The organism is Aeromonas piscicola (assembly GCF_000820005.1).
Taxonomy (GTDB): Bacteria; Pseudomonadota; Gammaproteobacteria; order Enterobacterales; family Aeromonadaceae; genus Aeromonas; species Aeromonas piscicola.
In genome coordinates this window covers 752-22,328 of record NZ_CDBL01000032.1, presented here as the reverse complement: position 1 = coordinate 22,328, position 21,577 = coordinate 752, and the positions used below count along the sequence as shown (strand labels likewise).

The following is a 21,577-nucleotide window of genomic DNA, read 5'->3' as shown; positions in this document are numbered from 1 at the left end:
GCTGGCGTGATGTTGCACAAACTCTGTCGTATCGGTTGGCACACGGCTTGACCCGCCTGGCCGAGTGCGGTCTGATAGGCAGCCATCAAACATGACAGAGGAATGAGGTCGTTATGTGGAAGGCTATCGGAATGAGTATGCTGTTGTTGGCCGGTCAGGCTTATGGCAGTCAGGAGGTGGGCTGCAAGGCACGGCAACAGGCCGTGGCGGATCAGCTGGTCTTCGCCAAGGCGTACAACAACGCGGATCAGGTTGCCGGGCTGGAGCGGGCGCTGCGCAATATCGAGGCTCACTGTACCGATGCGGGCCTGTTCAAGGAGCAGCAGCAACGGGTGGCCGAGCTGAAAGAGCAGGTGAACGAGCGGCTGCTCGAGCTGCAAAATGCGCGGGTGTCTGGCAAGCCTGACAAGATCGCCAAGAAGCAGGCCAAGCTGGAAGAGGCCCAGACCAAGTTGCTGGCAGCCCAGAACGAGCTGGATGCGCTGAGCAAGCTGATCACTCCCTGAACGGCGTATTGCAGAATGAAAAAGCCGGGCATGCCCGGCTTTTTGCTGTCCAGTGATCCCTTATCTCATGTCACCCGTCGACCGACCATCTTGGCCGGCACCACCCAGGCATCGAACTCCTGCGCCGTGAGATGGCCGGAGGTGATGGCCGCTTCTCGCAAACTAACCCCCTCATGGTGCGCACGCTTGGCTATCTCGGCCGCCTTGTCGTAGCCAATGTGGGGGTTGAGCGCCGTGACCAGCATCAGGGATCGGGCCAGCAGCTCGTCGATGCGTGCCCGGTTCGGGGTGATGCCGATGGCGCAGTGATCGTGGAAGCTCCGCATGCCGTCCGCCAGCAGCCGCACGCTCTGCAAAAAGTTGTGGGCAATCAGGGGGCGGAACACGTTCAGCTCGAAGTTGCCGCTGGCGCCACCTATGTTGATGGCCACGTCGTTGCCCATCACCTGGGCACACAGCATGGTCAGCGCCTCGCACTGGGTCGGGTTGACCTTGCCGGGCATGATGGAGGAGCCAGGCTCATTTTCCGGGATCAGCAGTTCACCCAGCCCGCTGCGGGGGCCGCTGGCCAGCCAGCGTACGTCGTTGGCGATCTTCATGAGCGATGCCGCCAGCGTCTTGAGGGCGCCATGGGCATGAACCAGGGCATCGCTCGCCGCCAGCGCCTCGAACTTGTTGGGGGCGCTCACCAGCGGCAGGCCCGTCTGCTCCGCCAGGGTGGTCGCCACCTCGTCGGCAAAGCCGGGTGGCGTGTTCAGGCCTGTGCCTACGGCCGTACCTCCCAGCGCCAGCTCGCACAAATGGGGCAGGGCGGCCCGAATGTGACGCTCAGCCTGTTCCAGCTGGGCGACCCAGCCGGAGAACTCCTGCCCCAGGGTGAGCGGGGTGGCGTCCTGCAAGTGGGTACGGCCAATCTTGACTATGTCGTCGAAAGCGTGAGCCTTGCGGGCCAGGGTGGCGCTCAGGGTGATCAGGGCGGGCAACAGTTGCAGCGTGATGGCGCTGACGGCCGCCAGGTTCATGGCGCTAGGGAAGACGTCATTGCTCGACTGGCTCTTGTTCACCTCGTCGTTGGGGTGCACCAGACGCGCTTCGCCGCGCGGGCCGCCGAGCAGCTCGCTGGCCCGGTTGGCCAGCACCTCGTTGACGTTCATGTTGGTCTGGGTGCCCGAGCCTGTCTGCCAGACCCTGAGCGGAAACTCTTCCCCGTGCTGACCGCAGAGGACCTCATCGGCGGCACTCATGATGGCCTGGGCCGTGCGAGCGGGCAGCAGTCCTTTGGCGTGATTGACCCGGGCACAGGCAGACTTGATGCGCGCCAGGGCGTGGATCAGCTCCATGGGCTGACGCTCCCCCGAGATGTCGAAATGGTGCAGGGAGCGCTGGGTCTGGGCCCCCCACAGCCGCTCGGCCGGAACGGCTATCTCCCCGAAGCTGTCGTGTTCTATCCGTGTCGTCATTGCATCCTCCCGCCGAAAAGAAAAGGGGCGAGGGAATATCCCTTGCCCCTCACAGCATGGCAAACCACAGGCTTGGTCGCTTAGAACAATATGTAAAACTGTAGATGATCTTGGTTGACATTACATGACACATTCTTAATGTAAGTTGATATTTTAATTTGGATTCCTTCCAGAGTTTATTAAAAGTACTGGAGGCTTTCTTGCGATTAAAGTACCAATTGCTTCTTTGCATTTATACTGTATGCAACCTATTACCATTCATAGTTGTGATATCTTCCTATTAACAATAATGTTCATCAAAGAGGACTTGAATAGTCTCAGTGTCTATTTTTCTTGTTAATTAAATAGGCATTTAATAATTATTTAGGAATTTTCCTACAGCATCAATAGGCTTGGTCTTATACTTGGTGTGGCGTCAGAGGTAGTATCATTCTGGCCGGTTAATTTTGGGGGGTATATGAAAAATAATTTAAATATTCTAATAGTAGATGATCACCCTGCAGTCAGGTTGGCTGTGAAATATGTTTTAAATTCAGCTGGCTATAGCGATGTGATGCAAGCATCCAGTGGGATAGAGGCAATTAATGAAAGTAATAAAATAAATTTTGATATGATTATTCTAGATTTAGATTTACCACATATTGATGGGTTAGAGGTAGTCAAACGAATTAGAAGAACAAATCCTACGGTGCGAATTTTAGTTTTGTCTGCAATGGTTACCGATGTATATGTTATGCGCTGTTATGCTGCTGGTGTTAATGGGTTTATGGAAAAAAATGAAGATATTGAGAACTTACCATCAGTTGTTATAAATATAATGAAAGGGTTTACCTACTTTCCTACAGTGTTTGGTGAAGAGGGGCTAAAACGCAGGACTAATATTGGGACTGGATTAATATCTTGTTTGAGTGATCGTGAATTGACCGTCTTTAATAGTTTAGTGATAGGGAAAACAAACCTAGAAATCGCTAACGAACTATTTTTGAGTAATAAGACAGTGAGCACTTATAAGACCAGGATTTTTCAAAAGTTAGGTGTTTCCAATATAGCTGAGCTTATTGATATATCTAAGCATGTTGAAGGATAAATAGTAATGAAATGGTTCAGTATGTTGTTTGCTTTATGTGCATCAATGCCTGGATTTGCTGTAGAGCACCTAGAGTTGGTTGGTCGTACACTGACGGTAAAAGATCCTGTATTTATTTCTCCATCAGAAGATGAGTGGCTATCTAGGAATAGAGTATTGAATGTAGGCGTCATCTTGCCTTCATATGAGCCATTTGAGGTAATATCAGCAACAGGGGATTTTGAGGGGATCTCTGCTGATATATTAAAGTTTATTGGCGATGAGCTGAAAACAAAAATAGTTATTAAGGCATACAACGATAACATCAGTGCGAAAAATGCCATGCAAGCTGGTGACATTGATATGTTAAGTGTTGGCAGCTGGTTTAACATTGAAGATAGCAACTTGATTGGTACCTTCAGCGAGCCATTTTTGAAAAGCAAGCTGGTCTTTTCTACTCTTAAAGGGCGGGTGGATAAATATAAATTAATTCCTGATGGAACAAGAGTTGCCGCTCCAAAAGGAATTGTTGATGATGAGATCTTCAACCTTATATATCCTAATGCAGCTCTTGTCGAGTATTCATCACCACTAGCTGCTATGGATGCGGTTTATTTTGGTCATGCAGATATACTGCTGAGTGATATATATTCCACACATTATTTGAGTGGGGAGCGATTTGGTGACTTTGTGTTTATTGGTCACGCCAGACACGAGTCAAGGGACTTTGGCTTTTTCATATCAGAGCGAGTACCTCAGCTACTATCATTGGTCAATAAAAGTATTTTAAATCTGCAGGACTATGGCCGTGGCCCAATAGTATCTCGATGGCGAGGTGCAATCACAGAGGTCTTGTCTGCCAATGATATATTATCACAGTCGGAGCTAAACTGGATTGATGAGAGAAAGGCGGTAATTGTCGGTATTAATAAAAACAATGTGCCTTACACATTTATTGGGCATGAAGGAAAGCCAGTTGGCATAGCCAATGATGTGCTGGATATTATCACAGGCTTGAGTGGTCTTGATTTTGAGATCAAAACCTATGATTCTGATGATGAAGTAAAAAACGCAGTGATATCCGGTGATGTAGATCTTATGGCTGCATATCAAAATAAAGTGATGGAGGCATCTCTCACTTCCACTATAAATTATAATCGTGATGATATTGTTGCTCTTACCTCAGATCGGATGTCCATCGATAATGGTGGACGATTTATTGGAAAGAAGATTGCTGTCTCTGAGGGAATTTCCAACTATAGTACATTCAGGCAGAGGTATCCAAATACAGAAATAATATTTGTATCCAATGGCGTAGATACACTTAGATTATTATCTGAAGGAAAGGTCAATGGTGCAGTGACCTCCCTCTATCAAGCCAAGTATTTTCTTTCATCGAACAATTTTGTTGATAAATATCTTTTTTTGGAGCGAGTTAGTGATAATCCATTAGAGTTTTCTTTTGCTCTACGTTCATCTGATGTGCAGTTATTGAAAATCATGAATAAGGTAATTAAAGCAATTCCTCCTAGTGATTTATCCCGGATTTCCTATAACTGGAGAAATAATCCATTACCTCATCTCACTCTGTGGGAAAGATACTCGGCTGAACTAACTGCTGCCTTTTTCTTGTTGGTTTCTGCATTCATAGTTTATTTTATGCGAAGCTACTACTTGCATAAAGAGCTAGAGCATAAAAAGGAATTGGAAGGGAAGTTACTCGATGAACTTTATTTTAATAAGACTCTGCTAGATGGACTACCTATGCCAATCTCTGTGCGAGATGATAGTGGCAAGCTTATCTTTTGTAATAATTTTTATCTTTCAGCATTAAGTGTTAAACAAGAAGATGTCCTTGGGAAAACTATATCTGAATCATTCTCAGGTAGAATTGACGATACAGATCGTATCAATGAAATTTATAATGATGTACTTTCATCTGGGATTCAGTCCGTCAGAGATCTATCCATAAAATTGGATGGAGGGGCTATTGAAATATATCAATGGGTGATTCCATTCAAAGATGCCAATAACAATATAAAAGGTATTGTTTGTGGTTCAATTGATGTGACAGAAAGAAAAACGTTGCAAGTTCAATTGGAAGTAGAGAAAGAAAAAGCTGAACAAGCAAATTTAGCCAAGAGCAATTTTTTAGCGGTGATGAGCCATGAGCTCAGAACACCAATGAATGCCATCATTGGGTTCATTGAGCTATCATTACAAAAAGCAAAAAATGGTCAGCTTGATACTGATTCATTGAACCGTGCATCAGAAGCTGCGGATGCTCTATTGGATCTTATTGGTGGGATTCTTGATATATCGAGTATTGAGGCGATGAAGTTCACCATAAATAATAAGAGCACTTGCTTAAACAAACTAGTGAACTCTACGATCGGATTATTACAGGCAGTTGCTTCAACTCAAAATAATAGACTGCTGTACTCTTCCGATATTGGTGATGAGAGCTTTATTCTTACTGACCCTGTCAGGTTTAGGCAAGTGATATATAACGTTGTTGGTAACGCTTTAAAATTTACTAAGAATGGGCTGGTTGATGTTAATCTCAACCAAATAGATAAAAAATTCATTATTACCATCACTGATAATGGTATTGGAATTCCTAAGGAGAAGCTGGGGGACGTGTTTCAGCCGTTTAGTCAGGCACACAATAATTATCAATCAGGCTATAGTGGTAGTGGATTAGGTTTGAGTATTGTTAGACAAATATGCCAAATAATGGGGGGGGAAGTTGAACTTAATAGTAAAGAAGGGTCCGGTACATGTGTTGTCATAACACTTCCCTTCATCTTGTGTCAAGATGAGTTACCTCATACTTCAATTTCTCACGCTTCCCCTGATATTAGTGTAGAGATAAATACAGAGAGACATATCTTGGTTGTTGATGATCATGTTGCAAATCGCATCTTGATGCAAAAGCAATTGGAGTATATGGGATACCGTGTGGTGACTGCATGTGATGGTGTCGAAGCATTAGCCATTTATAATAATGAGCCGGTAGATCTGATCATCACAGATTGCCAAATGCCTAATATGGATGGGTATTCCCTGGCACGCGCAATCAGACAGCAGGAGCTGATATTAAATAAAAAGCCAATTGGAATATATGGTTTGACCGCAAGTGCCATGCAGGAAGACTTTGACAAATGTATTGAATCGGGCATGGACAACTGCTTATTTAAGCCATTTAAGTTGACAGTGATGGCAGCACAAATAAATAAATATTTTGATTCAATGTCTTTGAACAATATTACCAAGGTCAGAGAAAATCCATCAGATTGGAAAGTTGCATTATATGGTCAATTTATGGAGTGTAATATAAAAGATCTGGAAAGTATAACTGGTTGTATTAATAATGGTGATCTTGATGGTGTACTGCACTATATTCATAGATTGAAAGGCTCATGCCAAATGATTGGTGGGGATAATATTGTAGCGTTATGTAAAATGATAGAGGATGAATATAGGAGTAGTGGTGTATTCAGAACTGATTTGATAAAAGAAATAGAAATTAAAGTAAAAGCTATGCCTACCAGTATCAGTTAATTAGGTGATCACTATTTTCTGTAAAAACTAGCTTGTATTTTATCTCACTATACATTTCTATATAGCAGTCCATTACAAGAACCTACTTAAATAGGCTGCTCTGTAGTGTGATGAGATGGCTGTATCATAAGCTGTACCAAATTTTATTAAAATAGTTAATTTATTTCATGTGTTAGTTGGCGTGTAACCACTATGTAGATTCTGTAAATGAAAAACCAGATATATACGGAGGAGAACTTGCTAATGAGATCGCCAGGTCCATGCAATAGGCGATTCAATAAGGTTGGGCCTACGTACTTATAGTCTCGTTCCTACATACGTAAAGTGGATGCGCTTGGTATCTTATCGGTCAAGAAATCACCGCTGCTTACATATATCAGCTTTTGATGGATTTCTTATAAAGCCGATGTCAAAACAACTTACAACACAGGAAGTATCTAAATGAAAAAAACTATGCTGGTTCTGGCTCTTGCCTTCTCCGCTTCTGCCATGGCCGCCAACCCGGTAGCGAACATCGTATGGTCTGGTTTTGTACCAGGCTCTGTTGCAGGTGACAAGCTGGAAATCACCGGTCTGGCTGGTCAGGCCATTGAGAATGGTCAACTGATCGTTGCTACTGATGGCTCCTTCACTTCTACTGCCGTGACTGTTGAAGCTCGTAGTTTGGAAGTTGCAACTATCGGTGCATTGGTTTCTGCCAACTGGAGTCTGAGCAATGCACAGGTGAGCTACTCAGGTACCTCCGACGTTGGTACCCTGCTTGTTAAAGCTGATGGTACCGAGTTTAAGGTTGGCACTCCTGTTTCCGGTAAAACTAGCCTCAGCCTGACTGTTGAACAGAGTGACCCTGTTGCTGTTGGTGCTGGTGGTTCCGTGCAGGCGCAAGTAACCATCGTTGCCGAAAAAGTTTAAGTCCTTAGTTTAGTTAGTCACTATACTTAGCGACAGAACTGAAATATTTGAGCGCCTATTTATTTCTAGGCGCTCTTTTTATGTAGAAAAATCTAGGAGGTATTGTGCGCATAGCAATCATTACGCTAGGTGTTTTGTTGTTACCATCAATGTCCATTGCAGCGCCAATATCCAGACAAATTGATATCTCTACCGAGATAGATAAAAATAAGTTCTCGTCAGGAGAATTTATGGACGTTAGATTCGTCCCTGATTCATTGGTTGCTGTTTTTGAACGTGATATCGGATCATTCAGGGATCTGACCACGAATATGTCGGTTATCACTAGCCTGCCGACATCTGAAGCCAACAGCGGCTTTTCGGTATTGCTCAATGAAAACAATATCACCTGTTTTGATGGAAATAACACGGCAGTCACATTAACCCCGGCCCTTGATACGGATGTCTACGGCTTTGCAAAGTTGCGTATCGATGGTATTAGCCTCCCCATAGGAAGTAGTGTGTCTATACCAAAATTCAATATTGTCAACGATGGTTTTTTTGAAGGGTATTATCCTGTCAATATCAGTTTTTCAGCATTGTCGGCATCCCACCTTGATGCAGGAAAGTGCTCAGGAAACATTTCTGTTCGGGTTGAGTTTAATATATGAAAAATATTAACAATGTAGCGCTCGTGATCCTCATGACATTGTCATGGCCCATCATGGCTGAAAGCGACATGCCAGAAGAGTTTTCTGAGCTTTTTGAGTTTAAAGAGCGCTCGGTCTCTATTAAAGATATTAATGGCACAGGAAAAACTAGCCTTATTTTAAGTGTCAATTACGACACCATCAGGCTGCCCAAAGATCAGGGCATGGCGGTTACGCAGTTGCAACGTTATTTCAAGCGGAATAATGTCTCACAGGCCATGTCAGATCGGATTCTGCTATCGCTGCAAAAGGGAGTCAAGAACACCGAGAGCTGCCACGGTTATATCAGTGAATGTGTGGTGACACCGGTTGACTATGAGTTTTACTATGATTATGACAATGCGCTGTTAGCCTTGTTTGTCAATGGTACTGAGCTGGATAAGCCAACCGCCAATGTTGAGTATGCAAGCGCCCTCAATGAACATGGCGCCTTGGTTAATCATGTCGATATATATTCTAGCGCATACCATGATTCGTCATCATCTTATGCGATTAATAACAAGTCGATACAAGGCTTACCCTATGGTCATCTGACATCAGACTTTACCGTCAGCAATTCACTCAATAAATTTTATGAAATCTCGTATGATCTCTCTTTTGCCGGTGATAAGCGCATTTATCTCGGTCAGTTTGATAATGGGGTCTCGTTTAACTCAACAAATATTGTCAGCCCTACCCGATTCATCAAGCAGACATCATTCAATTTTGGCTCGACTAACAACCTTGTTATAAATAATGAACAAAGTTATGAGCGGTTATTCTTTTTCTCGCCAGCACCTGGTGAGCTGAGGGTGCTGCGCGATGGGCGAATTATCAAACAGCTGCCAATTTCTGAAGGGCAAAGTACGCTGTCATACAGCGATCTACCACCTGGGCGTTATGATATCGAGCTCGAAGTGCTGGTGGCGGGCAAGGTTGTCTCATCTGAAAAAAAGACAATCTATAATGATATTACTAATATGCCAAGGGTCGGTTATGGCGATTTTGTGCTTACGGCCGGCCAGTTGAATGAATCTCGCGAGTTGTTTTCAGAGCAGTTCGATGAGCTAGAGGGGACGACGCCGCAGCTGCAGAGTGAGGCATCTCGTTTCGATGATGTTGCTTTTGCCAGTGCCTTATATTCCAGACGCGTCACTGATTCATGGTTTGTTGCCGCTGGCGGACTCGGTGCCGACAGTGATGGTATGGCGGTACTGGGTTCACAATGGTATCTTCCCTTCAAAGGAAGCCTGAATAGCAGCGTGTCAATCTATCAGCCCGGTTCGCTAGCATTTGATGCACAGCTCGCGGTAAATTATTTTTCAATCCAGTATGAAAAACTGCAGCATAAAAACAGTGGTGATACGCTGGCTGCCTATCTCATGGGGGAGTTTGACTATCAGAAGATATCTGGGAATATATTTTACAGCTTTGATAATGGCCTGAATAGTTATTATACCTACACCAATGGTGATTATTATATTCCGGAAAGCGGCAAGCTATACACTGAATATAATGTATCCACCATTGGTCTTGGTTATACCTTACCATTAAATGTGAGGGTCGATCTCACCCTGGATTATGATCATGTTGGCAAGAGCCAGGCTACATTTATTACGTTCCAGATTCCAATTGGTAGAAGTTGGGAAACGAAATTCAGTGCCAATGATAGCTCTATCGGTGGCAGAGAATATCGTGCCAGCGTGCTAAAAAATGATCTCATTGATCGAGCCAATACGAGCAGTTCGCTTGAGCTGTCTTCGGCATACTCAGATACCAGCCGGGACCTCATCAATGAGATATATGGCACAGCGTCAACCAATGAGACCGCATTTCGCGGCAGTGCCAATGTGTATGCAAATAATGATGGCAATCATGGCATATCGGGAAGCTTGTCCAGTAGCCAGATTGTCTCAAGTAACGGTGTTACTTTTACCAGCCAGCGCGCAGATGCTTATACGGTTATTGATGCAGATGTACAAGAGATGTCTGTCTCTGACAGTGAGCCTTATGGTTTTGTCACGTTGCGCAAGAATAATATTTTGGAAAACAAGACGTTCATCTATGAAAACAATCAGAGCATGCCCATCAGTGCGTATGATAGCTACGATATAAATATTGATACAGAGAGTGTCTCTCTTTATAACAGCGGTGATCAGGGATTTGATGGCTTCACTTATCCAGGCAGTGCAGTAGTGATTAAACCCAAGTTGAAACCGGTCGTCACCTTTGTCAGCTCGTTTTCGGATGTCTTTGATGACTTTATCGATGATGTGTCATGCAAGGGATTTGGTTGTATTGATGTAACCAAGGTGATGGATGGCGTATTTCGTGTGACCCTGGTTGAGGGAAGCGACTTTGCATTGTATGCAGGGACAGATCGCTGCCTGGTACCGAGCGATTATGAAGATGCCGAGTTGATGAATTTTGGTAATAATTATTGTCTGCCTGATGCAAAGCCTCGTTCAATCGTCAGTGTTACCAAGCAGGATGCCCTGACACAATCAGAGCTTTATTATGTTGGCACGTTTGATGACACCAATTTGGTTAACGACTACATCAAGCGATTAGTCTCACTTGATGGCACTATCTATCAACGAAAAGTGGGGTCTGATATAGCACTGTATCTACTGATGGACAATGAAAAGTCATTGACGTTGTCCAAGGCACAACAATTGGTCATTGATAGCATGCAATTGTATGCTCGTGAGAACCATAGTCTGAATACGATCAATCAACCTGTGGCAATGCGTGAAAATAGTAAGGGCGTACAACATGATTAAGAGATTTTATTTTGTCCTAGGTCTGATGGGCAGCTGCGCTGCCCATGCATTGACCGTTGATACTATGTTTCTTGTCTCTGATGCGAGCGGCAATGGTGTCGTTACCTTGACCAACGACTTCGACAAGACGAGTTTTATCAAAACATCCATCAGTGAAATTAACACTGATAGCCGGGGTGAGATCACACGAAATAAATATACAAAAGAGAATATCCAGCAATGGCGTGTGATGACAACCAATCCAAAACTGATTCTCGAACCCGGCCGAGCAAAGGACGTTGGCATTCGCTCACTCTGCTACAAGGTGAAGTGTGACAGTGACAAGGATATGACCTTCAGCGTGGTATTTGAACCAGCACCCTATCTGAAAAAGGACGAGAAACAAGATAGCGCAGTACAAGTGAATTATGGCTACTCGGTTATTTATGTTGTTCCTGCTAAAACCAGTGAAATGAAATACAGTATTACCCGCAAGGGCCGGTCACTTGAGATCTTGAATCAGGGTAATACCATGCTTACCTTTGTGATTGATCGCTGCAAGTCAGATAATGTGGTTAATTGTCGAACTCAGGAGCGTGTTATCTCTGGGCGACTAAAGAAATTTGAATTGCCAGAGTATATGCAATCATTGACGCTGGAAGCGTCGATTTACAATCATGATGAAAGCTATAAGCGTCAGATTGTGCTGACACCGGAAGCCAAAATATGATTTGGAAATGCATTATTACAGCCTTGCTATGTTTACCAATGTCATTGGCCTATGCCTTTACCTTAAATGGGAACATTGCCAACGGCAGAGTGACCTGGGATAACCTTGTACCATCACATGGTAAAAGTTCACTGAGTACTTGGGCTCCGATCAGTGGGTTGACGCCGACAGCAAAGTGGCGCCCAGGGTTTATGGCCTCACCTCAGGCAAGTCCAGATATTACCCTCACCAATGGCGGCAATAGTGTGACGTTTGCATTGTCACTCACTGGCATAGAATATAATACGGGCAGTAACTCTATTGCAAATATGACACCCAGCGCACCAGCGACAGGGTGTGCTGAGCAAGGGGTGACAGGCAATGTGATCTATTTGATTGGGGAGTGGCATTGTAGCTATGATCAGTTGATAAATAATAGTGCCTCAAAAACACCATTCTTTTTTTTACGACCACTGTTTAATGTTGATAGTAGTGCTGTTCTCGCCGCTTTTGCGGGTAAACCAGAGGGGTTGTATACCGGTGTGATGCCCATGTCCACTCGTTATTTTTATTATACCGAGAGTGGCGCTCTGACATATCGAGATCTCCGCCAATCTTTTTCTGTGCAGATCCGCTTTAAGCCAGCCTATATCAGTTCGATTAGTTTGATTGGCAGCGGGATTCTGCTGCCAACCTACGATAAGGTGGCTAAAACGGTGTCGGCAGCAACGACATTTGATGTCAATGCGACCGGCTATTTCGATAAAGGGATAAAGATGATGCTGATGCCTAGGAGCTATCGTCTCACTCATCCGACATCGAGTAAAAATATCCCTTACAGTATCAAGTGTACAGGTGTTGCATGCTCATCCTCCTCATTGGTGGTTGCGGGGACACTCAACACGGCAAATTCCATATTAAGTGCCGGTACAGATAAATCTAGAGTGGATTTTAAGCTGGAAATATCATACGACAATATCGCTGCCGCTAATATTGAAAGTGGCCGTTATACAGATAGTTTCCTGGTTTTATTCGAAACTGATTTTTAATGTATTACTTTTTTATTAGAGGTTGAAATGAATAGGTATCGAATTTACTCAACGTTGATATGTGCGTTCTTGAGTGGTTGTGGGGGCGGTGGCGACGGCGAGAGTGACAATTCTGCCACGCCAACGCCGCCAGTGGCTACGTATGCAGTATCTGCCAATGATACAATCCATATGTTTAAGGTTAATGATATAGCCTCTGTGGATTTAAAACCCTTTACGGCGTCCTCAGATGGCGGAGCTGTACACCTTAAATCCCTTGAAGTATTAGGTGGGGATAGTGTTTGCCACGACGCGGTGAAAGATAAGAATGGTTTCTCATTAAAATCTGATAATGCTGTATCTTGTGTGTTCAAGTATACCGTTGCGAATGAGCAGGGTGGTACGAACAGTGCCATCAGTCGTACTGTTGTTCGAGCTGTCTCGGCGGAGCCCACAGTCTATAGTGTACAGTTGACACCATTGAGTCTTACGCTGTCAGAATACACTGATGGTTCGGTGGATGTTTCTAATGGTGAATTAACGTTAGCCGATAATATTATTGTGTTGGGCTCAGGTACTGCTGTCACTAACGTGGTAAATAATACGATTTCTTACACTGCACAAGAGTCTGGTATTGCACGTATTCTGTATGAGATGACAGATAATGAGGGTGCGATATATCTTGGTAGTGTCGATGTTGCTGTTTCTCAGGAGGGCAATACTGCCCCGATAGCCAATGGCTTTTCTTATCCAGTAACACCACAGGTTATTAAGCCTGGAGAAGATGTTATTGTTGATATAAAAGATTATATATCGGATCCTGATGGAGACAATATACAGTTGTATGATGTGTATTCCTTTAATGGTCTTGCAACGGTTGCGTCACCAGAGGATGTAGGTAATACCAAGATAAAATTCAAATCATTTGTTCCTGGGACTTTTTATATCACCTATACAATTACGGATCACAATGCTGGCTTTGCTACAGCTATCATTGCTGTTTCGGTTGTAAATTATTACTCTGATATTGAGCTTCCCGATACATCAAGTGTGTATACTGCCCCGCCAAGCTCAAGCCAAGCTCAATTTTTAGCGCTAAGTTACCAGCCTTTTTTAGAGTCTGATATTCCTGGAAGCAATGGTCAGTTTAGTGCCGCTGGTTTTTCTTATTATGCAGCCAAGGGATTTTGTGACGCTCGTGGTGCCAGATTGCCGACTTTAGATGAGTTGGTTAAACTGAAAAAATCGGGAAAATTGAAGGGGTATTGGCCAACTAAAAAGAATTATTGGAGCAGTGCAACAACTATTTTAGATGTCAGTTATAAATCAATTGATATGCTCAGTGCATCAGATACACCTGTCGATTTATTTACACATGAGTTCGCCTATGTGACATGTGTTAGTGATGATGAAGGCACTGGTGACTATATATTGTCGGTTCCATTTCCTGAGACACTTAAAACAGCCTCAAATTTTGACTATACCGTTTATTATAGGGGTCAAAATGAGTCTTCTTTCCGGGTTTTCACTGGTAAAGTCAGCTTGTTAAATACCGGAGTAACATTTACTACAACCGGTCTTAGTGCTGGGAAAAATACTTTTTTTACAGGTTTTACAACTGGTCAAGTCCAGGCTGAGTTTTTACTTTCGGAGGCAGGCCACCCGCTGGATGGCGTTAAGTTTACGAAGCTAATCTCTTTTAACGGTTCAGATTTGAAAGGAACCTATGGCACTCTAACCTTTAATGATGGTATTAAGCCATTGCCGCTCAGTAAAACATTTAATTTCTCTGCAGGTAACGATATATTTTGTCGCAGTGGACTCATAGTTGATGCGCTAGGTGTATCACCTACTAATTATGTTGGAGGTACTGGTGGTTCTATAAATCCGTTGTCTGTACCTGGGGGCGTTATAGCGAAGTTACATATTCGCAGTGGACTTTATCAATATGTTGGTGACCCTAAGCGAGTAATAAGCTACTTTGGTATTGTTAATGCCCAAGGGAATGAAGTTGGTTGTGGAACTGCAGGTAACAGTAGTACATTGACAAGTATTCAGGATTCGGTTCTCACTATACCAGCAAATGAAAAGCTGACCGAGGTCACCGTATATTCTACCGGTATGACGGGGTATATATATGGGATCCGAGTCGCCACAGAAAAATCCAATTAAAAAATACGGTAGTAAAATCCCTAAACCATGATTAAAAAAACCCAAGTGTTAGTAACACTTGGGTTTTTTAATAACTTGATTTGATATTGGATTTCAATCTAGTAGTTTGAAATGGTTTTATGTGGAAATTAATTTCATAGGTCTGTAAGTTTTAAAAAAGTAGCATATTAAATATTTAATTTAAATCTTGTTAACCTGGTTGAGTGGCACGCATTTGATTTTTGAATGATATTCAGCCATGGTTCTTTAAATGCTATTATTTGACGTTCAAGAACTGTAATTACAGTCCGTTCTTTTTCGTTGAGGACCGTTTTTTTTATGTATGAATTGTTATTTGAAAGGTCGTCCGCTGATGATATCCATACTTTTATATCTGCTGCGCAAGATGTACTATTTTCAATCCACCAGTGGTACTTTTTGTCGTTCTTTGTCGGGGTTATGCCGCTTGAGAAATTTATTGCATAAGATGGGTGCATAAATAACATTAATGAAACTATAAACACTATATGTTGTCTATTTGATGTTTTCATATTCAATTACCCATGTATCTATAATGTTGCCATCTAGAACGACAGATTCCTTTTTAATGAAAACCTGTTTTTTATCTGGGCACTTTATGGGCTTATATAATATGTGCAGCTTTTCATCTGCGTATTTATCTATTTCACAGGTTGCTGTGGGTACTACTCCAGAAAAAGTGATGGTTTGACTTGCTGGGTGAGTGGTGGCGTTTTCATTTGCCATCAAGGCCGTGGTAAGAAGCAATGCGAGCATGGTGTCTTCCTTATGGTCTGGGATTCACCTATAGCATCGGCTTCATCTGGCTAATGTTGAGCGAGGGGGGATTGCTGTGCTGCCTGTTTCAAGGGTTTTGAGGGGGGGCTGTCAGTTGTGGCCTACAAATATTTTGCTAAGCGTTTCTTATGGCTGGGGATAAATTTTGTTTGTAAGAAAGTTCTTTTTTATCAGGGGTAAAGGAAAGAGGGATGGTTTCGCCATCCCTCTTTTGCTTTTCAGGCTGTGATATGGATGGTCAGGCCACCTTGAACGGCGTCAACGCCGCCAGTGGACTGGCATCGATACACTCCTGAATCGCCTCGCCGTGTTTGAAGATTTTGAAGCTCTCGCCGCGGGCGCTCCAATATTCGAGGGTGTCGCCGCTGCTCTCGCCACTTATTTGGAGCAGGCTGGCTTCGCGCAGGGCCACCACATGTTCGCTTGGGTTGATGGCGCAGAACTCCGCCAGACGCTCGTCGCGGGTCTCCCCCATGTGGCCGCTGATGCTGGCGTCCAGATAGTGGGGGTTGATCTGCAGCGGGAACAGGCCCAGCGCAGGCAGCACGGCGGCATTGCAGACCGGCATGTCGTTGGTGGTGCGAATGCTCGGGGTTGCCACATTGCAACCTGCGCTCCAGCCCACATAGGGCACGCCCCGCTCGCGCACCGCGCGCTGGATGGGCACGATCAGGCCGTTCTCGTGTAGCAGCTGGTTGAGGCGCCAGGTGTTGCCACCGCTGATAAAGATGGCGTCGGCCTGGTTGATGGCGTCCACAGGGTCGTCGAACTGATGGATGCTGATGGCTTCCACTCCCAGGCTTTCGCCGAGCTCATTAGCCCTGGCATCCCAGTCACTGCGGATCACGGCGTAGGGGATGAGCAGGATGCGCTTGACCTGTTTGCGGGCGAGCAGGCTCTGTACCCGGTCGCGGGCCCAGCCGAGCAGACCCGGAAATTCGGTGGCTTTACCGTTGCTGAGAAGAAGCAGTTCCATGAAAAATGTCCTCATGAGTGAAAGCGGAGGAGGCGTCGCCAGGGTGTGGCATGGCGACAGGAGTCCCCATTCTAACCCGATTGGCCGCCGGGTTCTGTGATCGGTTCATGTATCCCGATGAGGCTGCCCTCTGGCCGGTTATCAAGCAGTTCACTCTCTGCGCCACTCTCTGGACCACTGTCCGGCGGCTCTGTATGTATTCGCCGGGTCGCCGAAACAGGCGGAGATCTGCCTCCCGCCGCGTTTCAAATACGAAAGACCCCACCGAAGTGGGGCCTTGATCCTTGAGGACAGTTCCCGTCAGCTGGCGCTGGCCGGGGCAATTTGGAACTCGGGTTGCTGGCGCAGCTTCCACAGCTCAACCCACTTGCGGATGGCCGACACCAGTATGATGGCGCCAAGCCCCAGCATCAGCAGCGAGATGCCGCCGTTGAGCAGGTTGTAGCCCTTGGATTCCGGGTTGAAGTAGACGTGGCTCACCATCCAGTAACCGGCGTAGTTGACGGTTACGAACAGGTAGGCCAGCGGGATAAGGCAGGTCAGCATGTAGCGGCGCTTGCTGGCCAGTCGCAAGATGATGGTGGCACCTATGATGAGGCCCACCGAGGCCATCAGCTGGTTCGATACCCCGAACAGCGCCCACACCGAGCCGATATCGCCGGACATCAGCAGATAACCCCACATCACGCAGGCGAGCACGCTGGCCCCGATGGCGCCCGGCATCCAGTCGATGCGCTTGAGGGGCGGGTAGAACTCGCCGAAGAAGTCCTGGATCAGGTAGCGGGAGACCCGGGTGCCGGAGTCAACGGCAGTCAGGATAAAGACAGCTTCAAACATCACCACGAACTGGAAGAAGTAGGAGGCGAGGTTACTGAACCAGGGCACCTTGGTAAAGATGTAGGACATGCCCACCGCCAGGGTGACGGCACCGCCGGTGCGGCCGTTCAGATCCATGCCGATCTCTTGGGAGAGGAACGGCAGATCCACCACCTGCATCCCCAGTTTGGCGAAGGCCTCCGGGGTGGCGTTGATGGCGAAGTAGTCGGCCGGGTGCAGGGCGGTGGCGGCGATCAGCGCCATCACGCCCACCACGCACTCGGCCAGCATGGCACCGAAGGCGACCGGCAGGATGTCGCTCCACTTGTCCACCAGTTTCGGGGTGGTGCCGGAGCCGATAAAGGCGTGGAAGCCGGAGATGGCGCCGCAGGCGATGGTGATGGAGATGAAGGGCCAGACCGGGCCACCCAGTACCGGGCCGCCGCCGTGGACAAACTGGGTCATGGCGGGGAACTGGATCTCGGGGTTGATGCAGATGACGCCGATCACCAGCGCGCCGAACACGCCGATCTTCATAAAGCTGGAGATGTAGCCGCGCGGGGTGAGCAGTAGCCAGACCGGCAGTGCGGTGGCGAAGAAGGCGTAGATGGGCAGTGCCAGACTGATGGTCTCGGCACGCAGGGTCAGCCAGGCACCGAAGGCGCTCTCCTGCACGTAGGGGCCGAAGAAGACACAGGCCAGCACGGCGGCAAACCCGACCCAGGAGGCAGCTTGCAGGTTGCCGGTCAGCTTGTGCCAAATTCCCACCACCATGGAGATGGGGATGGTCATGAAGACCGCGAACACGCCCCAGGCGTTACGCTCCAGCGCGTGTACCACCACCATGGAGAGACCCGCCATGGTGATGGTGATGATAAACAGCATCGCCAGCCCGGTACACCAGCCGGCGATGGGGCCAAGTTCGGCCTTGGCCACCTCGGAGAGGGACTTGCCCTGATGCTTCATGGAGGCGAACAGCACCACGGTATCGTGCACGGCGCCGCCGATGACGCAGCCGATCAGCAGCCAGAGAAAGCTGGGCAGGTAGCCGTATTGGGCGGCCAGTACCGGGCCGACCAGTGGGCCGGCGGCGGCGATGGCGGCAAAGTGTTGACCGAAGTTGACCCACTTGTTGGTCGGCACATAGTTTTTGCCATCTTCCAGCTGGTGGGAAGGGGTGACCAGCTTGTCGTCGGCCATCAGCACCTTGCGCACAAAGAATACGCCGTAGAGGCGATAGGCGATGGCGAGGATGCAGAGGGCCGCAATGACGAAGGTGATTGCGTGTTGCATGGGGGAGTTTCCTTTTCCTGTGGCCAGTCTGGCCGGGCTCAGGCTGCACTCTACCCACGCGCTGGGGAAAGGGGAGTGAAGAAAAGGTCAGTGGCTGGGTTCTGCCCGTGAGTGGCAGAAAAGCGACCCCGAGTGGTTTGGCGGGGGGGCTGACGGCCGTGGTAAACAGGTGAGTGGTAGCAGGCAGAGCGGGAGCTGAAGCATCCCGCCCCATCAGGGAATATCGAGCAGCTCCTTGAGGGGCTTGAGGTAGCGGCGACTCACCGGCACCTTGTGGCCGCCCTGGGTCACCACTTCCGCCAGGCCACCGTCCAGCAGCAGGATTTCGCGGATCTGGCCCGGGTTGAGCAGGTACTGGCGGTGACAGCGCACGAAGCCGGTCTTCTCTTCCAGCGTGCGCAGGGTCAGCTCTGTGGTGCCCTGCTGCTGGCCGCTGATCACCCGGTTGCCGGTGAGATCGCTGTGGATGAACTCCACCTCGCCAAGGGGCAGCAGCAGAATGCGGTTGTGGCCGGTGCAGGGGATGCTGCGCAGGGGCTGGGCGATGCGGGTCGGATCCGGCAGCGGCTGGCCAGCTAATTCACCTTTGGGTGAGAGCAGCCGGTTGATGCGTTCCAGCGCCCGGTTCATCCGTTCACTGGTGACCGGTTTGAGCAGGTAGTCGAGGGCGTTCTCCTCAAAGGCGCGCAAGGCAAACTCGTCGTAGGCGGTGATGAAGACGATGTGGGGGCGCAGATCTGGATCCAGCATGCTCACTAGCTCCAGCCCGCTGATGCGCGGCATCTGGATGTCGAGAAACAGCAGATCGGGTTTCAGGCGATGGATGGCGGGCAGCGCCTCCATGGCGTGGGCGCACTCTCCCAGCAGGCGGATATTGCCGGCCTGCTCCAGCAGCAGGCGCAGCTCCTCGCGGGCGAGGGGTTCATCGTCGACGATCAGGGCGGTCAGCATGGGCTCTCCTGCAGGGGGAAGGCGATCCTCACCCGGGTTGAATGGTGCTGTGTGCACTGTATGGTGACGCCGTATTCCGGGCCGTAACGCGCCTTGATGCGCCTGTCCACTATGTTCATGCCAAGGCCGCTCCCCTCCTGATCCGCCTTATAGAGACCCGCGTTGTCGCACACCTCCAGCACCACCCTCTCCCCCTCAATCTGCGCCGTCAGGGTCAGCCTGCCCGGTTCGAACATCTGGGAGATGCCGTGCTTGATGGCGTTCTCGACAATGGGTTGCAGGGAGAAGGTGGGTAGCCGGTACTCCAGCAGGGCGTCGGGGATGTCGATCTGCACGCTCAGGTGCTCGGCGAAGCGGGCCTGCTCTATGTGCAGGTAGGCGTTCACGTGCTCCAGCTCGTCGGCCAGGGTCACCTCGTCCCCCTGCCGCTTGAGGTTCTTGCGAAAGAAGGTGGAGAGGTGATGCACCAGGGTGCGGGCATCCTCGGGATCGCGCCGGATCACCGCCGACAGGGTGTTGAGGGCGTTGAACAGGAAGTGAGGGTTGATCTGCGCCTGCAAGAGCTTGATCTCCGACTGGGCCAACAGCCGCTTCTGCTCGTTGTACTTGCCGGCCAGGATCTGGCCGGAGAGCAGCCGGGCAATGCCCTCTCCCAGGGTGCGGTTGATGGAGGAGAAGAACTTGCGCTTGGGCTCGTAGAGCTTGATGGTACCCACCACCGACCCCTCTTCCCCCCGCAGCGGAATGACCAGCGAGGAGCCGAGCCGGCACTGGGGATTCAGGTTGCAGCTGTAGGGGATGAGGTTGCCGTCGGCATAGACCACCTCGTTGTGCTGGATCGCCTTGAAGGTGTGCTGGGAGTTGATGGCGGTGCCCGGCAGGTGGTGATCCTCGCCGATGCCGATAAAGGCGAGCAGCTTCTCCCGATCGGTGATGGCCACCGCGCCCACCCCGGTCTCCTCGTAGAGAATGCGCGCCATCTGCTGGCACGCCTGCTGGGTGAACCCCTTGTCCAGCACCCGCATTGCCCGCTCGGCGATCTTGAGGGCGCGGGCGGAGAAGGCGACCGAGTACTTCTCCAGCATGGCGCGGTGATCGAGGATCATCCGCATGAACATGGCGGCCCCCAGGGTATTGGCCACCAGCATGGGGGCTATGATGTTCTCGATGAGGTGGATGGCGTCATCAAACGGGCGGGCCACCAGCAGGATGATCCCCATCTGCATCAGCTCGGCAACCAGGGCCACCGACCCCACCACCCAGGGGCTGAACAGCAGATCGAGCCGGTGGCGGGCGACGAAGTGGCGGTGCACCAGCCCGCCGAGCAGCCCCTCGGCTATGGTGGAGAAGGTGCAGGCCAGCGCGGTGAAGCCCCCCAGCGAATAGCGATGGATGCCGCCGGTGAGCCCCACCAGCAGCCCCACCACAGGGCCGCCGACTATGCCCCCCAGTACGGCGCCGATGGCACGGGTATTGGCGATGGAGTCCTCGACCCTCAGGCCAAAGTAGGTGCCCATGACGCAGAAGCCGGAGAAGATGAGGTAGCAGAGGAGCTTGTGGGGCAAGCTCAGGGTCACCTGAGTGAGTGGCATGAACAGCGGCGTCTTGGAGAGCAGCCAGGCGATCACCAGATAGACGCAGAGCTGCTGGAAGAGAGATATCACGAGCGCGAATTGTTCGAAAGCCACGGCACACTATCTCGAAAGGGGATGCTCATCCAATGGACGCGGAGTATTAGCAAACCCCGATTTGCGCTGCAAGCCACGGGCGCCGGAATAGCGGGCTTGCGCACAGATTTGGCTGACAGCCTGAGCCAAAGGCGTCCCATGTCGCCATCTGGCCCGCCCATTCACGAAAGCTGTCAACAATCAGGGGGCCCGCGGGCCCCCTGATTGTTGA

The 21,577-nt window shown here is 48.7% G+C and carries 15 protein-coding genes; 9 read left to right on the top strand and 6 right to left on the bottom strand.

The window, feature by feature from the left end:
- The first annotated feature begins 131 nt into the window (after positions 1–131).
- Positions 132–506, top strand: a complete 375-nt coding sequence (locus BN1128_RS04535) for a DUF1090 domain-containing protein (RefSeq protein ID WP_042866603.1) — start codon at positions 132–134, stop codon at positions 504–506.
- A gap of 65 nt (positions 507–571) precedes the next feature.
- Here the strand turns inward: BN1128_RS04535 and fumC are convergent, their stop codons facing one another.
- Complete coding sequence (gene fumC / locus BN1128_RS04530) at positions 572–1,966, bottom strand: class II fumarate hydratase (RefSeq protein ID WP_042866602.1); 1,395 nt, start codon at positions 1,964–1,966, stop codon at positions 572–574.
- 457 nt (positions 1,967–2,423) lie between these two features.
- On the opposite strand from fumC, the gene BN1128_RS24435 reads away from it, so the two are divergent.
- The 8 genes from BN1128_RS24435 to BN1128_RS24430 all read left to right on the top strand — a co-directional run bounded on the left by BN1128_RS24435 (position 2,424) and on the right by BN1128_RS24430 (position 14,847).
- The gene (locus BN1128_RS24435) at positions 2,424–3,053 is read left to right on the top strand and encodes a response regulator transcription factor (RefSeq protein ID WP_082030356.1); all 630 of its coding nucleotides are present in this window, start codon (positions 2,424–2,426) and stop codon (positions 3,051–3,053) included.
- A 6-nt stretch (positions 3,054–3,059) separates the two neighbouring features.
- Positions 3,060–6,596, top strand: a complete 3,537-nt coding sequence (locus tag BN1128_RS04525; protein ID WP_042866600.1) for an ATP-binding protein — start codon at positions 3,060–3,062, stop codon at positions 6,594–6,596.
- Positions 6,597–7,037: 441 nt separating this feature from the next.
- A complete protein-coding gene (locus BN1128_RS04520; protein WP_042866598.1) occupies positions 7,038–7,508 on the top strand; it encodes a hypothetical protein in 471 nt (156 codons plus the stop codon).
- Between the two features lie 104 nt (positions 7,509–7,612).
- Positions 7,613–8,158, top strand: a complete 546-nt coding sequence (locus BN1128_RS04515) for a hypothetical protein (protein ID WP_156140118.1) — start codon at positions 7,613–7,615, stop codon at positions 8,156–8,158.
- Positions 8,155–10,959: a TcfC E-set like domain-containing protein gene (locus BN1128_RS04510; protein ID WP_042866594.1), complete on the top strand. Its 2,805-nt coding sequence runs from the start codon at positions 8,155–8,157 to the stop codon at positions 10,957–10,959. Before BN1128_RS04515 ends, BN1128_RS04510 begins: the two co-directional genes overlap by 4 nt.
- On the top strand, positions 10,952–11,668 hold the full coding sequence (locus BN1128_RS04505) for a fimbrial biogenesis chaperone (RefSeq protein WP_052445491.1): 717 nt from the start codon (positions 10,952–10,954) through the stop codon (positions 11,666–11,668). Before BN1128_RS04510 ends, BN1128_RS04505 begins: the two co-directional genes overlap by 8 nt.
- 38 nt (positions 11,669–11,706) lie before the next feature.
- A complete protein-coding gene (locus BN1128_RS25210; RefSeq protein WP_156140117.1) occupies positions 11,707–12,696 on the top strand; it encodes a hypothetical protein in 990 nt (329 codons plus the stop codon).
- Positions 12,697–12,867: 171 nt separating this feature from the next.
- Positions 12,868–14,847 (top strand): beta-prism lectin domain-containing protein, encoded by a 1,980-nt coding sequence (locus BN1128_RS24430; RefSeq protein WP_167335792.1) that lies wholly within the window; start codon positions 12,868–12,870, stop codon positions 14,845–14,847.
- A gap of 513 nt (positions 14,848–15,360) precedes the next feature.
- Here BN1128_RS24430 and BN1128_RS04500 read toward each other — a convergent pair.
- From BN1128_RS04500 to BN1128_RS04480, 5 genes are all read right to left on the bottom strand, one after another.
- The gene (locus BN1128_RS04500) at positions 15,361–15,621 is read right to left on the bottom strand and encodes a hypothetical protein (RefSeq protein WP_042866593.1); all 261 of its coding nucleotides are present in this window, start codon (positions 15,619–15,621) and stop codon (positions 15,361–15,363) included.
- A 259-nt stretch (positions 15,622–15,880) separates the two neighbouring features.
- Complete coding sequence (gene pepE / locus BN1128_RS04495; protein WP_042866590.1) at positions 15,881–16,618, bottom strand: dipeptidase PepE; 738 nt, start codon at positions 16,616–16,618, stop codon at positions 15,881–15,883.
- Positions 16,619–16,918: 300 nt separating this feature from the next.
- The gene (locus tag BN1128_RS04490) at positions 16,919–18,727 is read right to left on the bottom strand and encodes a carbon starvation CstA family protein (RefSeq protein ID WP_042866588.1); all 1,809 of its coding nucleotides are present in this window, start codon (positions 18,725–18,727) and stop codon (positions 16,919–16,921) included.
- A 213-nt stretch (positions 18,728–18,940) separates the two neighbouring features.
- Entirely contained in the window at positions 18,941–19,678 is a 738-nt protein-coding gene (gene btsR / locus BN1128_RS04485; protein WP_042866586.1) for a two-component system response regulator BtsR, read from the bottom strand.
- Positions 19,672–21,366 (bottom strand): sensor histidine kinase, encoded by a 1,695-nt coding sequence (locus BN1128_RS04480; protein ID WP_042866584.1) that lies wholly within the window; start codon positions 21,364–21,366, stop codon positions 19,672–19,674. Before BN1128_RS04480 ends, btsR begins: the two co-directional genes overlap by 7 nt.
- Positions 21,367–21,577: the final 211 nt, after the last annotated feature.